Genomic DNA, 22,757 nt, shown 5'->3' with positions numbered 1-22,757 from the left:
CCAACTTTGCCCGTCGGCCTGGAGCCTGCCGCCCTTCGGTGAGTTCTGCGTGCCCGCCGGGTGAACGGCCGGGGAACTGTCCGTCGAGACCGTCCCCAAATCCCTTGCGCCCATCGCCCCGACCTGGTCGGATGTGCCGGTGCTCGATCAAGATCAGAATCCGGCCGAGGCCCTGGTGGACGTCACCCCGGCCGCTCCGCCCCTCCCCGCCGCCCCCCGCTCCCGCCGTCGGCTCTGGCTGACCGTCGCGGCCGTCCTCGTCCTCGGCGCCGGCGGCTTCGGCGTCGCCTTCGCCGACAACTTCGCGAACCTGGGCGCGTACGCGTACAGCGCGCCGAAGGAGTTCGACGGGATGCCGCTCTCGCCCGAGTACTCCCGGCAGAAGCGGACCAGGCTCGGCTCCGGCTCCGGCACCTCCGACACCGGCTACGTGAGCGCCGACCAGGACCGGTTCGCCTCCGTGACCGTCGACGAGCGGCACATCTTCCTGCCCTCGTCGGAGATCGACGCAGTGGTCGCCCGGCTCGGCAAGGAGGGCTTCGCCTTCACCGACCTGCACGACGTCGACCCGGGCGACCGCGGCGGCGTCATGAAGTGCGGCCGGGCCGGCTTCGAGGGGGGCGAGGTCACCGCCTGCGCCTGGGCGGACGGCAGCATGGCGGCCTCCCTCGCCGTCGGCGTCCACGGGGACACCGTGGACCCGGAGACCCTCGCCGGCCGCGTCCGCGCGTTCCGCCGGCTCGCCGAGGTGCCCTCCTAACATCCGGCCGGGCCGGGCCGGGGTCCGCTCGCCGGCCGGCCCCGGGCCTTCCCCGGCCTCTCCCGGGGCCCCTCCCCGGCCCGTCCGGCGAGCCCGGCGCGGCCGTTCGGGTGAGGCGGCGGGCCCGGGGCGCGTCTCGCGGCGGGGGAGCCGTGCCACTGCGGCACTGTCGGGGTGGATTCCCCTGACGTGAGAGGCGATCGGCCCATGGCTCATCCCACTACTGAGGCCCCGACGGGTTCGGGGCACACCGGACTCAAACGCGAAGTCGGCGTGATCGGGCTGCTCTGGGCCTCGGTCGGGGCGATCATCGGCTCCGGCTGGCTGTTCGGGGCGCAGAAGGCCGCGGTGGCGGCGGGCCCCGCGGCGCTGGTGTCGTGGGGGGTCGGCGCGCTGGCGATCATCCTGCTGGCGCTGGTGCACGCCGAGCTGGGCGGGCTGTTCCCCGTGGCGGGCGGCACCGCACGCTACCCGCACTACGCCTTCGGCGGCTTCGCCGGGATGTCCTTCGGCTGGTTCACCTGGCTGCAGGCGGCGACCATCGCACCGATCGAGGTGCAGGCGATGATCAACTACGCCCAGCACTGGTCCTGGGCGGACGGCCTGCTGAACGAGAACCTGACCCTCACCGGCACCGGCTTCGTCGTCGCGGCCGCGCTGATGGGGCTCTTCGTCGCGATCAACTTCCTCGGTGTCCGGCTCCTCGCGCACACCAACAGCGTGGCCACGGTGTGGAAGGTCGCCATCCCCGTCCTGACCATCTTCGCGCTCGGGTTCACCGAGTTCCACGGCTCCAACTTCAGCGTGCACGGCTTCGCGCCGGAGGGTGCCAAGGGCGTGCTCGCCGCGATCAGCACCAGCGGGGTGATCTTCGCCCTGCTCGGCTTCGAACAGGCCATCCAGTGGGCCGGCGAGAGCCGCAACCCCCGCCGGGACATCCCGCGGGCCGTCCTCGGCTCGGTCGTCATCGGCACGATCGTCTACGTCATGCTGCAGGTGGTCTTCATCGGCGCGCTGCCCCCGGAGACCTTCGCCGGCGGCTGGGGGACGCTCACCTACCCCGGCATCAGCGGGCCCTTCGCGGGCCTGTCGACGCTGATCGGGCTGGGCTGGCTGGCCACCCTGCTCTTCATCGACGCGATCATCTCGCCGGCCGGCACCGGCCTGGTCTACATCACCTCCAGCTCCCGGGTGACGTACGGCCTGAGCCGCAACGGCTACGCGCCGCAGGCGCTGCAGTACACCGACAAGCGCTCGGTGCCCTGGCTCGGCCTGATCATCGCCTGGGTCGCCGGCGTGATCTGCTTCCTGCCCTTCCCGAGCTGGCAGCGGCTGGTCGGGTTCATCACCTCGGCCGTCGTGCTGATGTACGCGGGCGCGCCGCTGGCCTTCGGCGTGCTGCGCAAGCGGCTGCCGTCGATGGAGCGCTCGTACCACCTGCCCGGCGGCACGATCATCTCGCCGCTGGCCTTCGTGGTGGCCAGCCTGGTCATCTACTGGTCGGGCTGGGACACCCTGTGGCGGCTCGGCCTGGCGATCGTCATCGGCTACGCGCTGCTCGGCGGGTACTCGGTGTACGCCGCGCGGACCGGGGTCCCGAACGCGCCGCGGATGGACTTCCGGGCGGGGCAGTGGCTGCCGGTCTACCTGGTCGGCATGGGTCTGATCTCCTGGCAGGGCACCTTCGGCGAGGGCGCCCGGGGCAACCTGCCGCTCTGGTGGGACATCCTCGTCGTGGTGGTGTTCTCGCTGGTGATCTACTACTGGGCGCTGGCGATCGCGCTGCCGGCGGAGGAGATCGAGCGGAACATCCGCGGCGTCGAGGTGGTGGACGCGGGCGGGCACTGAGCCGACGCGGCGCGGCGGCCCCCGGGGACCTCTCCCCGGGGGCCGCCGCGCGTGCGTCACACGGCGGCCGTCCAGGCCTCCCCGGCGGCGGCGAGGGCGGGGGCCGCCGCGGCGCCGGTGGCGGCGGCGAGGGCGGTCAGGCAGGCCAGGACGGTGTCCAGCGAGGCGGCCGCCCCGTAGTGGTTGACGCGCAGCATCGACGCCGCGAGCGCGCCGCCGCCCGGCTGGAGGGGCAGGGCCGGGTCGAGCCGGGCGGCGAGGGCGGTGGCGTCGACGCCGTCCGGGGTGCGAAGGGTGGTGGCGACGGGGGCGGCGTGGGCGTCGTCCGGGACGAACGGGCTGAGGGTGCCGAGGGCGCGGACGCCGGCCCGGGTGGCGGCGGAGGCAGCGCGGTGGCGGGCGATCACGGCGGGCAGGCCGTCTGCGGCGATGCGGTCGAGGCAGGCGCCGAGCGCGAGCATCTCCAACTGGGCCGGGGCGTGCGGGAGCACGGTGCGTCCGGCGTCCGTCCAGCGCTCCTTCCAGTCCAGCAGGGAGAGGTAGGAGCGGCGCGGTGCGGCCGGGTTGGCGGCGATCCGCTCCCAGGCGCGCCCGGACACCGAGACCGCGGAGACCCCGGCGGGGCCGCCCATGGCCTTCTGCCCGCCGATCACGCAGAGGTCGACGCCCCACTCGTCGGTGAGCAGCGGCTCGGCGGCGACGGAGGCCACCGCGTCCAGCATCAGCAGGGCGCCGTGCTCGCGGACGACGGCCGCGATCTCCGCGACCGGGTTGGTGTTGCCGGTGGCGGCCTCCGCGTGGACCAGGGAGACGAAGTCGATCTCCGGGTGGGCCTCCAGCGCCCCGGCCACCTGCTGCGCGCTCACCGCGCCGTGGAAGGGGACGGCGAGGTCGACGACCTCGGCCCCGCAGGAGCGCAGCCAGCCGCCGAAGGTCTGCCCGTACGGGCCGGTGACGATGTTGAGCGCGGTGGAGCCCGGGTGCGCGGCGCCGCGGATCGCCGCCTCCAGCGGCAGCAGGGCCTCGCCCTGGGTGACGATGACGTCGGCGCCGGTGTGCAGCAGCGCGGCCACCTTGTCCTCGATCGCGGCGAAGTCGGCGGCGCCGAGCGGGGGGAGGTCGAGGAAGGCGCTCATGCTCCCGCCCCGCTTCGCTCGGCAGGGGCGTTCGCCCGTGCGCGCCTTTCCATGAATCGCTCGCTGCGCTCGCTCACGTCGCGGGGCCTCTCACACGGGTGGTTGGGACGGGAACGAGTCTGCCGCATGCGCACCGGTCACGGGGAACGCCCCCGTCGGTAGAGTGCGGCCATGAGCGATGGCGCGGTGCTGCACGTGCGGGGTCGGGTGCTGGTCGGTCCGGAGGACGTCCGGGACGAACTCTGGGTGGTGGACGGCCGGGTGAGCTTCACCCGCCCGCCCGGCGCCGAGGACGTCCGGACGGTGACCGGATGGGTGCTGCCCGGCCTGGTGGACGCCCACTGCCACGTCGGCCTGGACGCGCACGGCGCCGTCGACGCGGAGACCAGCGAGAAGCAGGCGCTCACCGACCGGGACGCCGGCACCCTGCTGATCCGCGACGCCGGCTCGGCCGCCGACACCCGCTGGATCGACGAGCGCGAGGACCTGCCGCGGATCATCCGGGCCGGCCGGCACATCGCCCGCACCCGCCGCTACATCCGCAACTACGCGCACGAGATCGAGCCCGGGGACCTCGCCGCGTACGTGCGGGCGGAGGCCCGGCGCGGCGACGGCTGGGTCAAGCTGGTCGGCGACTGGATCGACCGCGAGCGCGGGGACCTGGCCGCCTGCTGGCCGGGCGACGCGCTGGTCGAGGCGATTGCGGCGGCGCACGAGGAGGGTGCGCGGGTCACGGCGCACTGCTTCGCCGCCGAGTCGCTGCCGGACCTGCTGGCGGCCGGCATCGACTGCGTCGAGCACGCCACCGGGCTGACCGAGGAGCTGATCCCGGTCTTCGCCGAGCGCGGGGTCGCCATCGTCCCGACGCTGGTCAACATCGCGACCTTCCCGGGCCTGGCGGCGGGCGGCGAGGCCAGGTTCCCGGCCTGGGCGGCCCACATGCGGCGGCTGCACGAGCGCCGGTACGACACCGTGGGCGCGGCGCGCGACGCGGGCGTCCCGATCTTCGTCGGCACGGACGCGGGCGGCTCGCTCGCGCACGGGCTGGTCGCCGACGAGGTGGCGGAGCTGGTGAAGGCCGGGCTGAGCCCGGCCGAGGCGCTGTCGGCGGCGAGTTGGGGCGCCCGGGAGTGGCTGGGGAGGCCGGGGCTGGAGGAGGGCGCGCCGGCGGACCTCGTGGTGTACGGGGAGGACCCGAGGGCGGACGTCCGGGTGCTCGCCGACCCGCGGCTGGTGGTGCTGCGCGGGCGGCCCGTCGGGTAGGGCGGGTCCGACGACCGCCGCCGGGTGTGCGACGCGACCGGCCGGGCCCTCCCGGGGTCCGCGGCGCCGCCCGCGCCCGCGGCGGGTCATGGCCGCGGCATGATCATCCGCTGAACGCGCTGTCGGGGTAGGCCGATAGGGTGCCGTCATGGCACCGCGTCCACTGAACGAGATCGTCGAGCCCGGTTGGGCCACCGCCCTGGAGCCCGTCGCCGGGCGGGTCGCCGCCATGGGCGACTTCCTGCGCGCCGAGCTGGCCGCCGGCCGCACCTACCTGCCGTCCGGGCCGAACGTGCTGCGGGCCTTCCAGCAGCCCTTCGCCGACGTGCGGGTGCTGATCGTCGGGCAGGACCCGTACCCGACCCCGGGCCACGCCGTGGGGCTGAGCTTCTCGGTGGCGCCGGAGGTCCGGCCCGTCCCGGCGAGCCTGATCAACATCTTCCAGGAGTACGGCACCGACCTCGGCCTCCCGCAGCCGTCCAACGGTGACCTCACCCCGTGGACGCGGCAGGGCGTGCTGCTGCTCAACCGTGCGCTGACCACCGCGCCGCGCAAACCCGCCGCGCACCGCGGCAAGGGCTGGGAGGAGGTCACCGAGCAGGCGATCCGGGCGCTGACGGCGCGCGGCGGCCCGCTGGTGGCGATCCTGTGGGGGCGCGACGCCCGCAACCTGCGGCCGCTGCTCGGGGAGGTGCCGGCGATCGAGTCGGCGCACCCGAGCCCGTACTCGGCCAGTGGCGGCTTCTTCGGGTCGCGGCCGTTCAGCCGGGCGAACGAGCTGCTGGCGCGGCAGGGGGCGCAGCCGGTGGACTGGCGGCTGCCGTAGGGCGTGTCCCGGGCGGGCAGGTCCTGACAGAGTCCGGTCATCCGCGAACGTCGATCTCACTCCAACGGGTGAAATCGCGTTCTGTGTTACTCATATGACGGATCGTTTGAGAAGACTGGCGGCTCATCCTTTCAGCCCTGTGGGGGTACCGCCATGTCTGCTCGCCGAATCGTTTCCGCAGTCGCCGTCGCCGGAGTCTGTACCCTGCTCACCGTCCCGCCCGCCCAGGCCGCCCCGACGGCGCCCGCGCCCACCCCGTCACCCGGCAGGGCGCGGGCCGTCACCGCGGAGCTCGACCTGGACGTCAGCCTGCTGAACAAGGCCGTGGACGTCCCGGTGAACATCGCGCTCAACAAGGTCGAGACACCCGCACAGCGGACGGCCTCCCCGCGGCCCGTCACCGGCGGCGGTTCGATGCTCACCGCCACGGTGGACGGCGTCGACCAGCAGGGCCCGGTCACCCTGGTCAAGGCCGACGTCGGCACCTCCGTGGTGCGGGCCGACGCCCGGGGCACCGCCGCCTCCGTCAAGCTGGTCAACGCCGACGTGCACGCCCCCGGTCTGCCCGCCACCGCCCTGCTCGGCCTGGAGGCGATGAGCGCCGAGGCGACCTGCCCGGTCGACGGGCAGCCGACCGCCGACGTCGTCGCCCCCGTCCGGCTGACGGTGCTCGGCAAGCCCGTCACCGTCGGCCTCTACGGCCCGACCAGGGTGGACGTGCCGCTGGTCGGCAGCGTTTCGGTGGAGTTCTCCAAGCGGACCACCACCTCGACCACCGCCGCCGCCTCCGCGCTGGAGGTGCGGGTGGAGGTGAACCCGTTGAACCTGAACGTCGCCAAGGTCACCGGCACGGTCACCGTCGCCTCGGTGAGCTGTGAGAAGCCCACCGCACCGCCCGCCACCCCGACCCCCACCGCCACGGCCGCGCCCACCACGGACGCCCCCGTCACCGCCGGGCCGACCACCGCTCCCGCCGTCCAGCCGGTCGCTGACACCACCACGGGCGCGGCCGCTCCCCGGAGCGCCCCGGCGAGCACCGGCAGGCCCGCCGAGGGCCTGGCCACCACCGGCGGCGGCAGCGCCACCGGCCCGCTGGCCGCCGGGGCCGCCGCGCTGGTCGCCGGCGGGGCGGGCGCCCTGTGGGCCACCCGGCGCCGGCGCGCCGCGCACGCCCGCCGGCACTGACCGACCGGGCCGGGCGGCGGGGCCGCCGCCCGGTGGCACCACGGGCCGCGGGAGTGCCGGGCCCGGCACTCCCGCACCGTAACCGTGCCGACGCGGACGGTTGGTTCACATGCGCGTTACACGAGAGGAACAACCGGGAAACGGCGGCTTGCGACGCTACGCGGGCACCCACCACCCAGCAATGCGAGGTACACCGCCGTGGCAATCAAGGCCGAGTACATCTGGATCGACGGCACCAAGCCGACCGCGAAGCTCCGTTCCAAGACTCGCGTCCTGCCCAACGCCGACAAGATCCCCACCTGGGGCTTCGACGGCTCCTCCACCAACCAGGCGGAGGGTCACGCGTCGGACCGCGTGCTGGAGCCGGTGAAGGTCGTCAAGGACCCGATCCGCGGCGGTGACAACATCCTCGTCCTGTGCGAGGTCCTGGAGACGGACGGCACCCCGCACGAGTCCAACACCCGCGCCCTGCTGCGCGAGGTCGAGGAGAAGTACACCGCGCAGGAGTCGATCTTCGGCATCGAGCAGGAGTACACCTTCTTCAAGGGCTCCCGCCCGCTCGGCTTCCCCGAGGGCGGCTTCCCGGCCCCGCAGGGCGGCTACTACTGCGGCGTCGGCGCCGAGGAGGTCTTCGGCCGCGAGATCGTCGAGCTGCACCTCGACCGCTGCATCGACGCCGGCCTGGCGATCTGCGGCATCAACGCCGAGGTCATGCCCGGCCAGTGGGAGTTCCAGATCGGCCCGGTCGACGCCCTGACCGTCTCCGACGACCTGTGGATCGCGCGCTACCTGCTCTACCGCACCGCCGAGGAGTTCGGCATCGACGCCACCCTCGACGCCAAGCCGGCCAGGGGCGACTGGAACGGTGCGGGCGCGCACACCAACTTCTCCACCAAGGCGATGCGCGAGGGCTACGAGGCCATCATCACCGCCTGCGAGTCGCTCGGCGCCTCGCAGGAGAAGGTCCTGGAGCACGTCAGCCAGTACGGCGACGACATCCAGTCCCGCCTGACCGGCAAGCACGAGACCGCCCCGTGGAACGTCTACAGCTACGGCGTGTCCAACCGCGGCGCCTCGGTCCGCATCCCGTGGCAGGTCGAGGTGGAGCAGAAGGGCTACATCGAGGACCGCCGCCCGAACGCGAACGTCGACCCCTACGTCGTCACCCGCCTCCTGATCAACACCTGCTGCGAGGCGCTGGAGAAGGCCGGCCAGGTCTGATCCGCCGCTCCCCGAGCAACCCGCCGGGCCTCCCCTCCACGCGAGGGGAGGCCCGGCCTCGTTCCGCCCCGGCCGTGACAAATTGGTGGCGAACCTCCGGGGGCCGCAACACAATTCACCCATGACACGGCCCCTGCTGCTCCTCGACGTGGACGGACTGCTCAATCCGTACGCCGCGCCGGCCACCCGCCGGCCGGACGGCTACGACACCCACCGGATGCTGCCCCCGTCGTGGCTGGCGCGCCGCCCGCCGTGGTCCGAGCGGCGGGTGCGGTCGCTGCGGGTCTGGCTGAACCCGGCACACGGGCCGGAGTTGCTGGCCCTGCCGTACGAACTGGTCTGGGCGACCACCTGGATGGACGAGGCGAACACCTACATAGCCCCCCTGATCGGCCTGCCCGAACTCCCCTACATCCGGTGGACGGAGGTCTTCGGCGAGGATCCGGACGGCCTGCACTGGAAGACCCGGGACGTGGTGGCCTGGGCGGCCGGGCGGCCCTTCGTCTGGGTGGACGACGAACTCGGCCCGCAGGACGCCGAGTGGATCGCCGCCCACCACCCCGGTCCGGCGCTCGCCCTCCACGTCAACCCCCGGATCGGCCTGCGCGCGGGCGACTTCGCGACCCTGCGGGACTGGGCGGCCGGTGACGGGGCGGTCGGCGGCGGGGTGGGCGGTGACGGGGCGGTCGGCGGCGGGGTGGGCGGTGACGGGGCGGTCCGCGGCGAGGTGGACGGCGACGGGGCGGTCGGCGGAGGGGCGGCCGGCCCGTGATCGGGACGGTCGAACGGCTGCGGCGCTACCCGGTGAAGTCGCTGCTGGGGGAGGAGCTCGGCGGGTCCGTCGAGGTGACCGCGCGCGGCCTGGCCGGGGACCGCGGCCGCGCCCTGCTGGACGTCGCGACCGGCCGGGTCGCCAGCGCCAAGAACCCGCGCCGGTGGGTCGGACTGCTCGACTACACCGCGACGGCCACCGCGGGCGGCGGCGTGGCCGTCACCGGTCCGGACGGGCGGCCGGTGGACGAGGCGGAGCTGTCCGAGGCGCTCGGCCGCAAGGTCGTGCTGATCGCCGACCGGCCGCCCGGCGCGGCGATCGAGCGGGCGGTGCCCGAGGAGGTGCTGGCGCGCGGCGTCGCGGCCGAGGTCGAGGTCACCGTCAACGAGTTGGGCCGTGCCGCGCCGGAGGGCACCTTCTTCGACTTCGCCCCCGTGCACCTGATCACCACGGCCACGCTCGCCGCGACCGGCACCGGCGGGGAGGCGCAGCGCTACCGCCCGAACCTGGTGATCCGCGTCGAGGGCGAGGGCTACGTCGAGAACGCCTGGGTGGGGCGGGAGTTGGCGATCGGCCCGACGCTGCGGCTGCGCGTCCTGGTGCCGACCCCGCGCTGCGCCGTCCCCACCCTGCGGCACGGCCCGCTGCCCCGCCGCACGGCGGCCCTGCGGGTGCCCGCCGAGCAGAACCGGCTGGTCCCGCTGGAGGGCATGCCCGCGCTGCCCTGCGCCGGGGTGTACGCGCAGGTGCTGGTGCCCGGGCGGATCGGGCCGGGCGACGCGGTAGGGCTGGTGGGTTAGGGCTGGTGGCGGAGAGCCTGGCTGCGTCGGGGCGTCGGGGCGTCGGGGTGTCGGGGTGCCGGGGTGTCGGGGTACGGGACCGGGGGAGCGGCCCGGGTCGGCGGCTCAGGCCTCGGTGAGTACCGCGGCGAGCGCGTCCAGGAAGCGGTCGGTGGTGGCCTCGTCCCGGACGGCGATGCGCAGCCACTCCTCGCCCAGCCCGGGGAAGGTGTCCCCGCGCCGGACCGCGAAGCCGTGCGCGCGCAGCCGCTCCCGGACGGCCGCCGCGCCCGGCAGCCGCACCAGCACGAAGGACGCGGCCGGCTCGCCGTACATCCGCACGGACGGGAACGCGGCCAGGCCCTTGCACAGGTGGGCGCGCCACAGCGCCAGTTCGGCGGCGGCCCGCTCCGCCTCGGCCAGTGCCGCCGGGGTGCTGCAGGCCTCGGCGGCCGCGAGGGCCGGGGTGGAGACCGGCCAGAGCGGCTGGGCGGCGCCGAGCGCGGCGATCAGCGGGGCCGGCCCGAGCACGTAGCCGATCCGCAGTCCGGCCAGGCCCCAGGTCTTGGTGAGGCTGCGCAGGACGACGACCCGTCCGGGCAGCCCGCGGGCGGCGGCGAGGGACTCCCGCTCGCCCGGCACGGTGTCCATGAACGCCTCGTCCACCACGAGGGTGCGCCCGGGCCGGGCGAGGGCGGCGACGGCCTCGGCGGGGTGCAGGACGGAGGTCGGGTTGGTCGGGTTGCCGAGCACGACGAGGTCGGCCTCCTCGGGCACGGCGCCCAGCCGGAACCCGTCCCCGGGGGAGAGCAGCACCCGGTGCACCCGGTGCCCGGCGTCCCGCAGCGCCGCCTCCGGCTCGGTGAACTGCGGGTGCACCACGACGATGTGACGTGCCGTCAGGACGCGCGCCAGCAGGACGAAGGCCTCGGCGGCCCCGGAGGTGAGCAGCACCTCGTTCGCCGGCCGCCGGTGCCGGGCGGCCACCGCGGCGCGGGCGGCGCCCTGGTCGGGGTAGGCGGCGAGGTCGCCGAGGGTGGCCGCGAGGCGCTCGCGCAGCCAGGCCGGCGGCGTGCCGGTGCGGACGTTGACGGCCAGGTCGACCAGGCCGAGCCCGTCGGCGCGCACCTCGGCGTCACCGTGGTGGCGCAGGTCGGGTTCGGTCGCGGTCACGCGGGGTCTCCTTGCGGGTGGCCGGGCAGGCCGGGGACGCGGTGGACGTCGTACGGGCCGGGCGGGACGGCGAGCCCGGTGCCGTCGCCGAGTGCGACCAGGGCGACGGCCTGTCCGAGCGAGGCGAGGTCGACGGCCGTCCGGGCGTGGTCCCCGGCGGTGATCCGCCGGGTGCCGGGCCGCAGCAGTCCGGCGATCGACTCGACTGCTCCGACGGCCTCGACGGGGCCCACGACGCTGTGGGCGCGCCGCAGTTCGGCCGCCGCGCGCGGCACCAGGAGGTCCGGTTCCCCGGGGCCGAGGCCGACCAGGGCGAGCCGCCCGCGCACCGCGGACCGCGCGACCGCGACCGTCGCCAGGGCCGACTTCCGCTTGGCGACGACGAGTTCACCGCCGGGCGCGCTGGCCAGTGCCGCCGCCTCGGCGACGCTGGGGGTGCCGACGGCCGCCCCGACCAGGTCGGAGGGGTTCGGCACCGCCACCGTGGCCAGGACGTCCGCCGGGTGTTCGTCCACGGGGACGGAGCCGAGGCAGAACGCCGCCCAGCGCACCGCCGGGTGGTCCGCCTTGCCCGTCACCGTCGCCAGCCGGGCGACCGACCCGCGGGACAGGCCCGCGTCCCGGAGCGCGTCCAGCAGAAGCCGGATCACCTCGGTCTGCTCGGCGCGGGCGCCCGCGCCGACCCCGACGACGAGGCTGCGCGGCTGCGTCGGGAGCCCGCCCTCGGCCGGGCGGGTCCGGTCGCCGTGCTGCTGGTCGCCGTGGTGCTGGTCGCGGTGCTGCCGGGCGCCGTGCTGCTGGTCGCCGTGCCGCCGGTCGGTCTGGCGCAGGCCGGAGGCGGGGGGTGCGTCGGCGGGTGCGTCGCCGCCGGCCGGAGCCGGCGTGCCGGTCAGGACCGCCCGCACGCCCAGCAGCGCGGCCAGTTCCACCGCCAGCTCCTCGGCACCGGTGTCGCGCCTGGTCAGCGGGACGGCGTACCGCAGGTCGAGGTCCAGGCTGACCAGGCCGGGGCGGCGCCGGCCGGGCGGGAGGCCGTCCGCGTACAGCCGCACGGTAACGGCGACGGGGGCGATGCAGACCACCAGGTCGTGCCGGTCCAGGGCGTACGCCAGGGCCTCGGTCGGGCCGAAGCAGGCGGAGACGCGGGCCTGGTGGATGCGGGTGGTGTCGGGCCAGGCGGCGTGGATCTCCTCGGCCAGCAGGCGTCCGGACGCGCCGAGGGCGACCAGTCCGATCACGTACCGCACTCCTTCGTCCCGGGGGCAGGATCCGCCGGGCGGGCCCGAGCCCCCGTGATCCCACCACGCCCGGGCGGAACGGGTCAATCCGGACGACTGTGACGTCGACCGCCCGCGGGCGGCAGGTGTTCGTCTGTTCTTCACCTGCCTTGTGCCGTACACGACACCGCCGCGATCCTACTGTTCTCGGCGCTCCAGCCAGGCAGCCCCGACGCACGGAGGACCCGATGGCCTTCGCACGACTCCGCACCCCCGGTACCGCCAACGCCACGGCCACCGCCGCCGTCGTCGTCACCGACCTCCGGAACTGACGCCCGTGTACGTCGCGGACTCCCGCAGCTCCAAGGCTCCCGCCGCCCCCGGCCCCGCCCCCGCCCCCGGCCCCGCCCCCGCCCCCGGCCCGGCCGCCGCCCCCGGCCTCCCGGGGCGGCGCGGCGCCGCCTGGCGCGCCGTGCCGGGCACCGTCCTCGCCCTCGGCGCCGTCAGCCTGGTCACCGACGTCTCCTCCGAGATGGTCAGCGCCGTGCTGCCGCTCTACCTGCTCACCGGCCTCGGTCTCTCCCCGCTCGGCTTCGGCCTGCTGGACGGCATCCAGAACGGCTTCAGCGCCCTCGTCCGGCTCGCGGGCGGCCACCTCGCCGACCGTCGCGGCCGCGACGGGGCCGCCCGGCACAAGGCCGTCGCCGCCGTCGGCTACGGGCTGTCGGCGCTCTGCAAACCGCTGCTGCTGCTCGCCCACACCGTGCCGCTGATCGGCGCCGTGATCGCCGTCGACCGCACCGGCAAGGGCCTGCGCACCGCCCCCCGGGACGCGATGATCTCGCTCGCCACCGAACCCGCCCACCGCGGCCGGGCGTTCGGCGTCCACCGGGCGATGGACACCGCCGGCGCCCTGCTCGGCCCGCTCACCGCCTTCCTGGTGCTGCGGCTGGCCGGTGGCCCGCTGCTCGCCGACGGCGGCGAACGACACGGCTACGACGCGGTGTTCACGGTCAGCGCCTGCATCGCCGTCCTGGGCGTGCTGATCCTGCTGCTGTTCGTGCCCGGCCGGCAGCCGGCCGACGAACCGTCGGCCGCCGCCCCCTCGTTGCGCGACAGCCTCACCCTGCTGCGCCTGCCCGGGCTCCGCCGGCTCACCCTCTGCGCCGTACTGCTCGGCCTCACCACCGTCAGCGACTCCTTCCTCTACCTGCTCGTCCAGCGGCGGCTCGACCTCCCCACCCACCTCTTCCCGCTGCTGCCGCTCGGCACCGCCGCGGCCTTCCTGCTGCTCGCCGTCCCGCTCGGCGCGCTGGCCGACCGGATCGGCCGCCGCCGGCTCTTCCTCGCCGGGCACGCGCTTCTGCTGCTCGCGTACGGGCTGCTGCTGTTCTCGCCGGTCAGCGGGGTGCCCGCGGTGGTCTGCGTGCTGCTGCTGCACGGCGCCTTCTACGCCGCCACCGACGGGGTGCTGGCCGCCGCGGCGGCGGACGCCGTCCCGGCCGAGCAGCGCGGCGCCGGGCTCGCGCTGGTCGGCACCGGGCAGGCGCTGGCCCGGTTCGCCTGCTCGCTGCTGTTCGGCGCGCTGTGGAGCGCGGTTGGCGGGACCGCCGCGCTGGGCTGGTCGGCCGGCGCGCTCGCGCTGTGCGTGCTCGGTGCGACGGCGGTGCTGCGCGAGGCCGGGGGGCCCGACGAGCCCGGGACGGCCGCGTCCACGCCGACCACGTCCGCGCCGCCCGCGTCCGCTCCGATTCCGTCCGAGACCGCCGCATCCGAGACCGTCGCCCCCGAGGACCCCAGGTGAACCGACTCCAGAACCGGACCAGAGTGCTCGTCCTGCTGGTCGCCGTGCTGCTGCTCGGGGCCGTCGGCACCGGGGCCGTCCTCCGCGCGGCCGACCGCACCGCCCGCCGCGACCAGGACCAGCCCGGCGGCCCCGCCGTCACCGAGGGCACCGTCACGCTCGGGGATCCCGCGGGCGGGCGACGACTCGTCTTCCGCAACATGGCCTGGGGGCCGCACCGCGACGAGCTGACCGCCGTCCCCGCGGACCGGCCCGATGGCCCGCGCACCGCCTCCGGCGTCCGGTGCCTGCGCTTCTACGCCGCCGCCGGCACCGGCATCTGCCTCCAGGCCCAGCACGGCGCCCTGGAGGACACCTACCGCGCGGTCGTCCTCGACGACCACCTGCGCGAGCGCCGCGCCTTCCCGGCCGCCGGCATCCCCACCCGCTCCCGGGTCTCGCCGTCCGGCCACCTCGCCGCCTGGACGGTCTTCGTCAGCGGCGACTCGTACGCGGGGACCGACTTCTCCACCCGCACCTCCATCGTCGACGTCCGCGACTGGAACCTGCGGGAGAACCTCGAGGAGTTCGCCGTCGTCAAGGACGGCAAGCCGTACCAGGCCCACGACGTCAACATCTGGGGCGTCACCTTCGCCGACGACGACGCCTTCTACGCCACCCTCGCCACCGGTGGCCGGACCTACCTGGTCCGCGGCGACCTCGCCGCCCGCACCCTCACCACCCTGCACGAGAACGTCGAGTGCCCCTCGCTCTCCCCGGACGGCACCCGCATCGCCTACAAGAAGCGCGTGCCCGGCCTCTCCGCCGACGCGCCCTGGCGCCTCTACGTCCTCGACCTCGCCACCATGACCGAGACCGCCACCGCCGAGCAGCGCAACATCGACGACCAGGCGGTCTGGTCCGGCCGGGGCGACCTGCTCTACGCCCTGCCCGGTGACTACGGCGCCGACCTGTGGACCGTCCCCGCCGACGGGAGCGGCGCCGCGCGGCGGGTCACCGAGGCGGCTCTAGCCCCCGCCTACCAGGGCTGAGGAACTCTCGGATACGGTCCCTCGTCGAGCACAATGACGTCCTGATCGAACGGGGGAACGAGAACCGTGGACGGCATCCCACCGGAGCGGACGGTCACCGACTCCTGGCCGGTCCTGCACGGCCGACCGGTCCTGCGGCGCACCGTCGCCGTCGGGCTGGTGCTCTGCGTCTCCGTCGCGGCGGCCCTGGTCGTGCGCGGCGTCAACTCGCTGACGATCGGGCTGGACGGCCGCGAGACGGACCGCGACCGCGCCGAACTGCTCGCCGGCCTCCACCCCTCCCAGCACCCGGGCGCCGACCGGTACTACGTCCCGGTCGGTGCCGTGTACACGCGCACCGCGGACGGCGCCCCCGTCGCCTACCTGCACTACCGGGTCACCGGCCGGGGCGTCGGCCTCGGCGACTTCCTGCGCACCTACGACCTCCCCGCCCCCGGCGCCGCGGCCCCGCTGCCGCCCGACCTCGCCGAGGCCCTCGGCGGCGACGAGCCGGTCGAGGCGCCGGAGCTCCCGGAGACCGCCGCGGACGTCCCGCCGCCCTCGCCGACCCCGGCGCCCACGCCCACGGCCATGCCCTCGCCGACCCTGACGCCCACGGCCACGCCCACGCCGGCCCCGCTGGTCGCGGCGACGGTCACGCCCGGCTCGTCCCCGGCCACGGTGGCCGACGCGGCGTCCCCCGGCCTCCTGGCGGCCGACACCGATCCGGGTGCCCCGGACGGGGATCCGACCGGAGACCCGGATCCGGGCGCGGATCCGGACGCCGCCCCGGACTCCGAGCCCCGGACGGACACCGAGCCCCGGACGGGCCCCGACGCCGGGACGGCCGACCCGGTGCCGCCCACCCCCGACCCGTCACCCACCCCCGCCCCCGAAGTGACGGTGACACCCTCGCCGGCGCCCACGACGACCGCCGGGCCGAGGCCGACGCCCGCCCGCACCCCGGCCACCGCCCGCCGCATCTACGTCGCCACCATCCCGGGCGGCCCCCCGGGCGCGGCCGACATCTACGTCCGGGCCAGCGGCTGAGCGCGGCGCCACCCGCACGCCCGAGGCCCCGCCGGTGAACGGCGGGGCCTCGGGCTGTTCTGAGGGGGGTGGCGCGGGGGTGGGTCGTCCGGTGTCCGGCCGGGCGGCTCAGCCGGTCAGGCCGGCGACGGCCGCGACGGTGACGGGGTGTCCCATGGTCTCGATGCGCCAGGCCGCGAGGGCCTGGTAGGCGGGGGAGCCGTACCAGCCGTGGGCGTCGGCCTCGGTGGGGAACTCCAGGATCGCGGTCCTGGTGTACGCGGTGTCCCCCTCCAGCCGGGCCGGGGCGCCGAAGGCGAGCAGCCGGCCCCGGTAGGGCTCCATCGTGGCGCCGACGTTGGCGAGGTAGTGGCCGAGGGCGGCGTCGGGGGTCAGGTCGGTGCGGGTGATGACGACGTAGTGCACGGTGTGTTCCTCGTGTTCCTTGATCCGGGTCAGTCGGTCAGTCGGTCAGTGGGGCGGCGGGTCAGCGGGCGGCGGGTACGGCGGGGGTGACGGGTACGGCGGGTGTGCGGGGCGCGGCGGCCGTGCGGGGGGTGACCCGTTCGGCGGTGCCGGTCGCTGCGGCGGCCTCGCCCGGTGCCGCGGGGGCCGGCCGCCGGGCCGGTGCCTGGCCCGCGAACATCGCGCCGAGGGCGAGCAGCAGCCCGAGGAGCTGCCATCCGGTGAGGGTCTGGCCGAGGACGACGAGGCCGCCGACGGTCGCGACCACCGGGTTGACCAGTCCGAGGAAGGAGGTCGGCCCGGCACCCAGCCGTTCGATGCCGCGGAACCAGAGCACGTACCCGAGGGCGGTGCTGAACAGTCCGAGGTAGGCGAAGCCGGCCAGGTTGGCGGCGCTCAGTGCGGGCGGCGCACCCTCGACCAGGCCGGCGAGCGGTACCAGGAAGAGCGAGCCGGCCAGCAGCTGCCAGGCCGTCAGGTCGAGCAGCGTGGCACCCTCGGGGCGGCCCCAGCGCCGGGTGAGGACGGTCCCCGTGGCCATCAGCGCGATCGCGGTGACCATCGCGGCGATCCCGACGCCGTCCAGCCGGGCGCCGGCCTTCAGCACCAGCAGGGCGACGCCGCCGAGGCCGGCCAGCCCGGCGAGCAGTGCCCGCCGCCCCGGCCGCACCCCGAGCACACCGGCCGAGAGCCCGGCGACGAGCAGGGGCTGGATCGCCCCGATGGTGGCCGCGACGCCGCCGGGGAGCCGGTAGGCGCCGACGAAGGTGAGCGGGAAGAAGAGTCCGATGTTCAGCATGCCGAGCACCGCCGCCCGCCCCCACCAGCGCCCCTTGGGCAGTCTGCGGCCGATCAGCAGCAGGAGCAGCCCGGCCGGCAGGGCGCGCAGGGCGGCGAGCAGCAGCGGCCGGCCGTCGGGCAGCAGCTGGGTCGTCACCAGGTAGGTCGTGCCCCAGGCCGCCGGTGCGAGCGCCGCGGTGACCGCTACTCCTGCTCGGGTCCCGAACATGGAATCCCCCTCAACGTTGATTATCTGAACGTTGAGATAAGTTCTACGCCCCGAAGTGAGTGAACGTCAAGTATGTGAATGTTAAGATAGTTGTCGGCGGTCCGCCCGGGCCGCAGGGAGGTGGCCGACCATGCAGCAGCGCGACACCGTCGACGACATCGTGGACCAGTGGACCAGGACCCGCCCGGACCTCAACGCCGAGGCCATCGGTCTGATCGGCCGGATGCGACGCCTCAACATCCGGGTCGACGGCGCCCTGCGGGAGTACTTCGCCTCCTGCGGTCTGGACTCCTCCGAGTTCGACGTCCTGGCCACCCTCCGCCGCTCCGGCGAGCCCTACGAACTCAACGCCCGCGCCCTGCTCAAGGCTGCGATGGTCACCTCCGGCGCCATCACCAACCGGGTCGACCGGCTGTCCGCCAAGGGCCTGGTCGAGCGCGGCCCCTGCCCGGACGACCGCCGCGCCGTCCTGGTGCGCCTCACTCCGGCGGGCAAGGAGCTCATCGACTCCGCCCTGGACGGCCACGTCCGCAACGAGGAGCGCATCCTCGCCGCCCTCGACCCCGCCGAGCGCGCCCGGCTCGACGCCCTGCTGCGCAAGCTCCTCATCGCCCACGGCGACACCGAGCCCCTCTAGCCGCACCCTCCGCGGCGGCGCACGGGTCGTCCACCCGTGCGCCGCAATCGCGATTGACTTCGGATCGTGTTCCGAACTAGCGTCGATGCATGGCGACCCTCACCGTGTCCTTCTCCGACCTGTCGAAGAACTCCAAGCGCGTCGCGGACACCGTGGCGCGGGCCCAGCGCGTGCACGTCACGCGGCGTGACGGCGAGGACCTGTACCTCACCACGGAGCGTCATGACCGTCAGCGCGAGGAGACGGCGGACGTCACCGCCCGGCTGTTCACCGCGCTGATCGGCAGCGACGAGGGCGCGCGGGCCGTGCTCCTGGCCCTGCCCGCCGTCTTCCCCTGGGTCAGGCACCTGTCCGCGCAGGAGGTGCGCGAGTTCGTCGTCGACCTGGTCGACGCCACGCGCGACGTCGTCGAGCTCGACGTGCACGCCAATCTGCACCGCGTGATAGCGGAATGGCGCGCCACCGCCAGAGTGCTGGCGGATCCCGACCTGGCCGCCGAGCTCGGCAGCCCCCTGCCCGGCCTCGATCACGGAGAGGTGATCGAGCCGTGAGCCCCAAGCGAGGAGAAGACGTCGCACCGCCGGCGGTCGGCGCCGAGTGGCGGCTGCGCTTCGGCACCAGCGAGGCGGCCAAGGGCTGGGGCGAGCTGTGCGCCGAGGCCCGGGCAACACCCGCCGCTGCTTCGAGGCGCTGCGGGCGAACCCCCTCGCCAGGTCCGACCCCGATCGGCAGCACCGCCTCCGTGGGCGCCTGGCGACCCGGGTCTTCGGGGGTGTCGAGCTGCCGCAGTGGGAGTACGAGGTGACCGCCGGCGGCCGGATGCGGTACCTGGTGGACGAGGCGGCCCGCACCGTGCACCTCGTCTACGCCTCGCCCCGGCACCCGAAGGACACCGACACGTAATCGGCCGCCGGGGCAGGCCGCCTGACGGGAAGTCGACAGGGGTGGGTCTGGGGTCGCCCGGGAGCCCTATACTCCGGGTGCGCGATCGGCCAAGGGGGAGAGCATGAGCGTGGTCGTCCTCGTCGTACCGGTGGTCCTGCTGCTCGTGCTGCTGGTGGTGCGGGTGGTGTCGCTGCCGCTGCTGGTCTGGATCCAGCGGGGGGAGCGGCAGCGGGCGGCGGCCGCCGTGGGCGCGGGTGCGCCGGCCAGTCTGGCGCCGTTCATCGCCGCGCCCGTCGTGGGGCTCGTCTGCGTGGTGGGGCTGGAAGTCCTGCTGTTCGCCGGCGAAACGCCCCTCCTGCGGATGCTGCGGGAGCCGATCGACCCCGACAACGCGCGCTACCTGGGCGTGGCGGCGCACCTGGCGCTGCACACGGCGGAGCCCTGGTACCTCGCCCCGGCGGTCTCGGCCCTGGTGCTCTGGTTGCTGTTCTGGTACCTGACCCAGCGCAACCTGCTGACCCGCCGCATGCCGGCACGGGTCTGGGCGGCACGCGCCACCCGGCTCCGGGTCCTGGCCCTGCTCGCCGCCCGTGCGGTGATCGGCGCGTTCGTCCTGCCGTACTGGCTGATCCTGGCCGTCGTGCTGTTCCAGATCGGCGCGACGGTCACCAGCAGGAAGCACGAGCCGGTCGTCGCCGGGCCGGACACCGCCGCGCCGGCCGCACCGACCGCGCCGACGGCACCCGTGAGCCACGCGGTCGCGGCCACCCCGCCGCCGCCGTACGTCCCGACGCAGCACGTTCCGGTGGCCCAGCCCGCCCAGCCGCCCGTCCAGCCGTTCGCGGCGCCCGCGCAGCCGGCCCGGCCCTTCGCCGGGCAGCCCCTCGGGCAGCACGAGCCGCGGACGATCGGCGGCTACCAGCTGCTCGGGCGGATCGGCTCCGGCGGCATGGGCACGGTGTACCTGGCGCAGCGCCAGGGCTCCGCCACGCAGGTCGCGCTGAAGACCATCAACCTCGAACTGCTCACCGACACCGAGTTGTTGCGCCGCTTCCAACGGGAGTCCGAGGTGCTGGCGATGGTGCCCGGCGCCTACACCGCCCGGGTGCTCGACTCCGGGGTGGACGCCGGCCGGCCCTTCCTGGCCATGGAGCTCCTGGACGGCCGCCCGCTGGACGTCCACCTGCGCGAGCAGGGGCCGATCCGTTCCGCGGAGGCGTTGCGCGCCCTCGCGCTGGCGCTGGCGGTGGCCCTGTCCGGAGTGCACCGGCTCGGGCTCGTCCACCGGGACCTCAAGCCCGCCAACATCATGCTGACCACGGCCGGCCCGCGGCTGCTCGACTTCGGCATCGCGGCGATCGTGGACGGCACCCGGCTGACGATGACCGGCGGCGGGCCGGGCACGCTGACGTACATGGCGCCGGAGCAGTTCGGGGACGAGCCGGTCGGCACGGCCGCCGACGTGTGGGCCTGGGCGTGCTGCGTGGTGTGCGCGGCGCACGGCGCCAGCCCGTTCGCGGCGACCAGCACGGGGGCGGTGATCCGCCGGATCGTGGACACCGGGCCCGAACCGGCCGCGCTGGCGGCGGTCCAGGCCCTCGACCCGGCGCTCGCGGCCGTCGTCACCCGTGCCCTGGCCGTCGACCCGGTGGAGCGCCCGGCGGACGGCACCGGCCTGCTGGCCGCGCTGGAGGCGGCCCGGTCGACGGCGCCGGATCCGGCGGCCCTCCACGAGCAGATCACCCGGGGCTGGCGGACCCTCGCGCTGTAGGGGCCGACCTCAGGCTTGGGCGGCTGCGGCCAGTCGTGCGGCGATCAGCCCGGCGCAGTCGCCGGGTGCGGTCCGGGAGGTGTCCACGAGCAGGTCGTACGAGACGCCCCGGTGGACGGACTCGGCCTGGGCGGCCGCCATGCCGGGGACCCGGTCGCCGCGCGAGGCCTCCCGGGCGGCGGCCACGGCCGGCTCGCAGTGCACGCCGACCCAGAGCACGTCCAGGCCGTCCAGCGCGGCGCGCCACCGCTGCTGCGAGGCGGCGCCGCCGAGGAAGACCTCGTCCACCACGATCCGCGCCCCGGCCCGGGCCATTGCCGCGACGCCGAGCGTCCAGGCGGCGTCCAGGGCCGCGAAGGCCGCTCCGACGCCGACCGTGCCGTCGCCGTCCGCCAGGCCGCCGATGCCCTCGCCGCCGTCCCGCAGCCGGGCCGGCAGCGCGTCGACCAGGGTGTCCGCGCCGAGGTGCAGCCACGGGTCCGGGAGCCGTTCCTGGAGGAGCCGGGCGATGCTGGACTTGCCGGAGCTGGAGCCGCCGTTGAGGACGATCACGTGCATGTCCACATCCTAAGGACGCTCCCTAGGGGCGGGCGTCACGTTCCGTCCCGGCGTCGAACGCCGCCGCGGCCGCCGCGAACGAGGCCGCCAGGGCGGGCGATCCGGCCCAGTGCAGGTGGAGGTAGGAGGCGTGCACGGTGCCGCCGGCGAAGCCCTCGGTGCGCGGGCCGGTGGGCAGGTGCCAGCCCCAGGCGGGGTGGTCGCCGGCGCCCGGTTCGCAGACCGTCCGGTGGAACTCGTGGCCGCGCAGGCGGGTGCCGGCCGGGGCGAGCGGGGAGTCGTGCAGGGCGACGGCCTCCCGGTAGCCGAGGGTGAGGCGTTCGGTCATCCGGGCGCCGGTGTCCAGGACGCCGCACATCGGCAGGCCGTCCAGTTCCCGCCCCAGGTAGAGCAGTCCGGCGCACTCGGCGGCGATCGGGCCGCCGTCCGCGGCGAACGCGGCGATGGCGCCGCGCAGTTCGGCGTTCCCGCTGAGCTCCCGCACGTAGAGTTCGGGGAACCCGCCGCCGATGACCAGGCCGGCGGTGCCCTCCGGCAGCGCGGAGGCGTGCAGCGGGTCGAACGGGACGACCTGCGCGCCCGCGGCGGTGAGCAGTTCGGCGTTCTCGGCGTACGAGAAGGAGAACGCGGCCCCGCCGGCCACGGCGATCCGCGGCGCCCCGGGGACGGGTGCGACCTCGGCGCTCGGGTCCCACGGGTCGGCGGCCAGGTCGGGTGCGGTGCGGGCGAGTTCGAGCAGCGCGTCCAGGTCGACGGAGGAGGCGACGAGCTCGCCCATGTCGGCGACGGCCTTGAGGGCCTCCGCCGAGCGTTCCACCGCGGGGATCAGCCCGAGGTGGCGGGAGGGCGTGGCGACGGCGGCGGAGCGGCGCAGCGCGCCGAGGACGGGGACGCCGGAGCCCTCCTCCAGGGCCTCCCGCAGGAGGTGCTCGTGCCGGTCGGAGGCGACCCGGTTGAGGATCACCCCGGCCAGCCGGACCTCCGGGTCCCAGGAGGCGAAGCCGTGCACCAGCGCGGCCACCGAGCGGGACTGCGAGGAGCCGTCGACCACCAGCACCACCGGGGCCCGCAGGAGCTTGGCGACGTGGGCGGTGGAGGCCAGCTCGCCGCGCCCGGACGCCCCGTCGAACAGGCCCATGACCCCCTCGACCACCGCCACGTCCGCCCCGGCCGCGCCGTGCAGGAACAGCGGTGCGACCCGTTCCGGCCCGCAGAGGAAGGCGTCCAGGTTGCGGCCCGGGCGCCCGGCGGCGAGCGCGTGGTAGCCCGGGTCGATGTAGTCGGGGCCGACCTTGTGCGGGGACACCGCCAGCCCGCGCGCGGCGAGTGCCGCGATCAGGCCGGTGGCGACGGTGGTCTTGCCGGCGCCCGAGGAGGGCGCGGCGATGACGAGGCGGGGGATGTTCACG

The 22,757-nt window shown here is 75.5% G+C and carries 21 protein-coding genes and 1 pseudogene; 15 read left to right on the top strand and 7 right to left on the bottom strand.

Features of this window, described 5'->3' with window-relative positions; genetic code table 11:
- Positions 1-139 precede the first annotated feature (139 nt).
- Together ACFYUY_RS18730 and ACFYUY_RS18725 are read left to right on the top strand one after the other, a co-directional pair.
- A complete protein-coding gene (locus tag ACFYUY_RS18730; protein ID WP_387901732.1) occupies positions 140-760 on the top strand; it encodes a hypothetical protein in 621 nt (206 codons plus the stop codon).
- Between the two features lie 207 nt (positions 761-967).
- Entirely contained in the window at positions 968-2,608 is a 1,641-nt protein-coding gene (locus tag ACFYUY_RS18725; protein ID WP_360218379.1) for an amino acid permease, read from the top strand.
- A gap of 56 nt (positions 2,609-2,664) precedes the next feature.
- Here the strand turns inward: ACFYUY_RS18725 and ACFYUY_RS18720 are convergent, their stop codons facing one another.
- Entirely contained in the window at positions 2,665-3,744 is a 1,080-nt protein-coding gene (locus tag ACFYUY_RS18720; RefSeq protein WP_387901729.1) for a pyridoxal-phosphate-dependent aminotransferase family protein, read from the bottom strand.
- Positions 3,745-3,915: 171 nt separating this feature from the next.
- Between ACFYUY_RS18720 and ACFYUY_RS18715 the strand changes: the two genes are divergently transcribed.
- The 6 genes and pseudogenes from ACFYUY_RS18715 to ACFYUY_RS18690 all read left to right on the top strand — a co-directional run bounded on the left by ACFYUY_RS18715 (position 3,916) and on the right by ACFYUY_RS18690 (position 9,811).
- Positions 3,916-5,007: an amidohydrolase family protein gene (locus tag ACFYUY_RS18715; RefSeq protein ID WP_360211675.1), complete on the top strand. Its 1,092-nt coding sequence runs from the start codon at positions 3,916-3,918 to the stop codon at positions 5,005-5,007.
- A gap of 148 nt (positions 5,008-5,155) precedes the next feature.
- Complete coding sequence (locus ACFYUY_RS18710; RefSeq protein ID WP_360211677.1) at positions 5,156-5,833, top strand: uracil-DNA glycosylase; 678 nt, start codon at positions 5,156-5,158, stop codon at positions 5,831-5,833.
- A 153-nt stretch (positions 5,834-5,986) separates the two neighbouring features.
- Positions 5,987-7,018, top strand: coding sequence for an SCO1860 family LAETG-anchored protein (locus ACFYUY_RS18705; protein WP_387901726.1), 1,032 nt, complete (start codon positions 5,987-5,989; stop codon positions 7,016-7,018).
- A 198-nt stretch (positions 7,019-7,216) separates the two neighbouring features.
- Positions 7,217-8,239, top strand: a complete 1,023-nt coding sequence (glnII, locus tag ACFYUY_RS18700; protein WP_360211681.1) for a glutamine synthetase GlnII — start codon at positions 7,217-7,219, stop codon at positions 8,237-8,239.
- Positions 8,240-8,360: 121 nt separating this feature from the next.
- Positions 8,361-8,879, top strand: a pseudogene (locus ACFYUY_RS18695) (HAD domain-containing protein); the annotation flags it as partial.
- Positions 8,880-9,007: 128 nt separating this feature from the next.
- Positions 9,008-9,811, top strand: a complete 804-nt coding sequence (locus tag ACFYUY_RS18690) for an MOSC domain-containing protein (RefSeq protein ID WP_387901722.1) — start codon at positions 9,008-9,010, stop codon at positions 9,809-9,811.
- A gap of 105 nt (positions 9,812-9,916) precedes the next feature.
- Here ACFYUY_RS18690 and cobC read toward each other — a convergent pair whose 3' ends face one another.
- Both cobC and ACFYUY_RS18680 read right to left on the bottom strand, forming a co-directional pair.
- Positions 9,917-10,963: an Rv2231c family pyridoxal phosphate-dependent protein CobC gene (gene cobC / locus ACFYUY_RS18685; protein WP_387901719.1), complete on the bottom strand. Its 1,047-nt coding sequence runs from the start codon at positions 10,961-10,963 to the stop codon at positions 9,917-9,919.
- Positions 10,960-12,201 carry a cobalamin biosynthesis protein gene (locus tag ACFYUY_RS18680; protein WP_387901716.1) on the bottom strand — a complete coding sequence of 414 codons (1,242 nt, stop codon included), beginning with the start codon at positions 12,199-12,201 and terminating at the stop codon, positions 10,960-10,962. Before ACFYUY_RS18680 ends, cobC begins: the two co-directional genes overlap by 4 nt.
- 316 nt (positions 12,202-12,517) lie before the next feature.
- On the opposite strand from ACFYUY_RS18680, the gene ACFYUY_RS18675 reads away from it, so the two are divergent.
- The 3 genes from ACFYUY_RS18675 to ACFYUY_RS18665 all read left to right on the top strand — a co-directional run bounded on the left by ACFYUY_RS18675 (position 12,518) and on the right by ACFYUY_RS18665 (position 16,044).
- On the top strand, positions 12,518-13,984 hold the full coding sequence (locus tag ACFYUY_RS18675; protein ID WP_387901713.1) for an MFS transporter: 1,467 nt from the start codon (positions 12,518-12,520) through the stop codon (positions 13,982-13,984).
- Positions 13,981-15,015 carry a TolB family protein gene (locus tag ACFYUY_RS18670; RefSeq protein WP_387901710.1) on the top strand — a complete coding sequence of 345 codons (1,035 nt, stop codon included), beginning with the start codon at positions 13,981-13,983 and terminating at the stop codon, positions 15,013-15,015. Before ACFYUY_RS18675 ends, ACFYUY_RS18670 begins: the two co-directional genes overlap by 4 nt.
- 66 nt (positions 15,016-15,081) lie before the next feature.
- Positions 15,082-16,044 carry a hypothetical protein gene (locus ACFYUY_RS18665; RefSeq protein ID WP_387901707.1) on the top strand — a complete coding sequence of 321 codons (963 nt, stop codon included), beginning with the start codon at positions 15,082-15,084 and terminating at the stop codon, positions 16,042-16,044.
- Positions 16,045-16,152: 108 nt separating this feature from the next.
- Here the strand turns inward: ACFYUY_RS18665 and ACFYUY_RS18660 are convergent, their stop codons facing one another.
- Together ACFYUY_RS18660 and ACFYUY_RS18655 are read right to left on the bottom strand one after the other, a co-directional pair.
- Entirely contained in the window at positions 16,153-16,449 is a 297-nt protein-coding gene (locus tag ACFYUY_RS18660; protein ID WP_360211698.1) for a DUF1330 domain-containing protein, read from the bottom strand.
- 61 nt (positions 16,450-16,510) lie between these two features.
- Positions 16,511-17,497, bottom strand: a complete 987-nt coding sequence (locus ACFYUY_RS18655) for an EamA family transporter (protein ID WP_387901705.1) — start codon at positions 17,495-17,497, stop codon at positions 16,511-16,513.
- A gap of 130 nt (positions 17,498-17,627) precedes the next feature.
- On the opposite strand from ACFYUY_RS18655, the gene ACFYUY_RS18650 reads away from it, so the two are divergent.
- From ACFYUY_RS18650 to ACFYUY_RS18635, 4 genes are all read left to right on the top strand, one after another.
- The gene (locus ACFYUY_RS18650; protein WP_360211704.1) at positions 17,628-18,134 is read left to right on the top strand and encodes a MarR family transcriptional regulator; all 507 of its coding nucleotides are present in this window, start codon (positions 17,628-17,630) and stop codon (positions 18,132-18,134) included.
- 89 nt (positions 18,135-18,223) lie between these two features.
- A complete protein-coding gene (locus ACFYUY_RS18645) occupies positions 18,224-18,685 on the top strand; it encodes a prevent-host-death family protein (protein ID WP_360211707.1) in 462 nt (153 codons plus the stop codon).
- 97 nt (positions 18,686-18,782) lie between these two features.
- Positions 18,783-19,037, top strand: a complete 255-nt coding sequence (locus ACFYUY_RS18640; RefSeq protein WP_387901702.1) for a hypothetical protein — start codon at positions 18,783-18,785, stop codon at positions 19,035-19,037.
- 103 nt (positions 19,038-19,140) lie between these two features.
- Complete coding sequence (locus ACFYUY_RS18635; protein ID WP_387901699.1) at positions 19,141-20,790, top strand: serine/threonine-protein kinase; 1,650 nt, start codon at positions 19,141-19,143, stop codon at positions 20,788-20,790.
- 9 nt (positions 20,791-20,799) lie between these two features.
- On the opposite strand, the gene cpt is transcribed toward ACFYUY_RS18635, so the two are convergent.
- Positions 20,800-21,348: a chloramphenicol phosphotransferase CPT gene (gene cpt, locus ACFYUY_RS18630; RefSeq protein WP_387901696.1), complete on the bottom strand. Its 549-nt coding sequence runs from the start codon at positions 21,346-21,348 to the stop codon at positions 20,800-20,802.
- A gap of 22 nt (positions 21,349-21,370) precedes the next feature.
- Entirely contained in the window at positions 21,371-22,756 is a 1,386-nt protein-coding gene (locus tag ACFYUY_RS18625) for a cobyrinate a,c-diamide synthase (RefSeq protein ID WP_387901694.1), read from the bottom strand.
- Between the last annotated feature and the right edge of the window lies 1 nt (position 22,757).

This window comes from Kitasatospora sp. NPDC004745 (assembly GCF_042873275.1).
GTDB lineage: Bacteria > Actinomycetota > Actinomycetes > Streptomycetales > Streptomycetaceae > Kitasatospora.
Note: the sequence above shows the minus strand (reverse complement) of the source record. Positions and strands in the feature narration are given on the sequence as shown.

What these genes read in the sequence shown, in the direction of transcription:
- ACFYUY_RS18710 (WP_360211677.1), top strand. Translation starts at nt 5,156, where the DNA reads ATGGCACCGCGTCCACTGAACGAGATCGTCGAGCCCGGTTGGGCCACC.
- ACFYUY_RS18635 (WP_387901699.1), top strand. Translation starts at nt 19,141, where the DNA reads ATGAGCGTGGTCGTCCTCGTCGTACCGGTGGTCCTGCTGCTCGTGCTG.
- ACFYUY_RS18725 (WP_360218379.1), top strand. Translation starts at nt 968, where the DNA reads ATGGCTCATCCCACTACTGAGGCCCCGACGGGTTCGGGGCACACCGGA.
- ACFYUY_RS18705 (WP_387901726.1), top strand. Translation starts at nt 5,987, where the DNA reads ATGTCTGCTCGCCGAATCGTTTCCGCAGTCGCCGTCGCCGGAGTCTGT.
- ACFYUY_RS18645 (WP_360211707.1), top strand. Translation starts at nt 18,224, where the DNA reads ATGGCGACCCTCACCGTGTCCTTCTCCGACCTGTCGAAGAACTCCAAG.
- cpt (WP_387901696.1), bottom strand. Translation starts at nt 21,348, where the DNA reads ATGCACGTGATCGTCCTCAACGGCGGCTCCAGCTCCGGCAAGTCCAGC.
- ACFYUY_RS18715 (WP_360211675.1), top strand. Translation starts at nt 3,916, where the DNA reads ATGAGCGATGGCGCGGTGCTGCACGTGCGGGGTCGGGTGCTGGTCGGT.
- ACFYUY_RS18720 (WP_387901729.1), bottom strand. Translation starts at nt 3,744, where the DNA reads ATGAGCGCCTTCCTCGACCTCCCCCCGCTCGGCGCCGCCGACTTCGCC.
- ACFYUY_RS18655 (WP_387901705.1), bottom strand. Translation starts at nt 17,497, where the DNA reads ATGTTCGGGACCCGAGCAGGAGTAGCGGTCACCGCGGCGCTCGCACCG.
- ACFYUY_RS18650 (WP_360211704.1), top strand. Translation starts at nt 17,628, where the DNA reads ATGCAGCAGCGCGACACCGTCGACGACATCGTGGACCAGTGGACCAGG.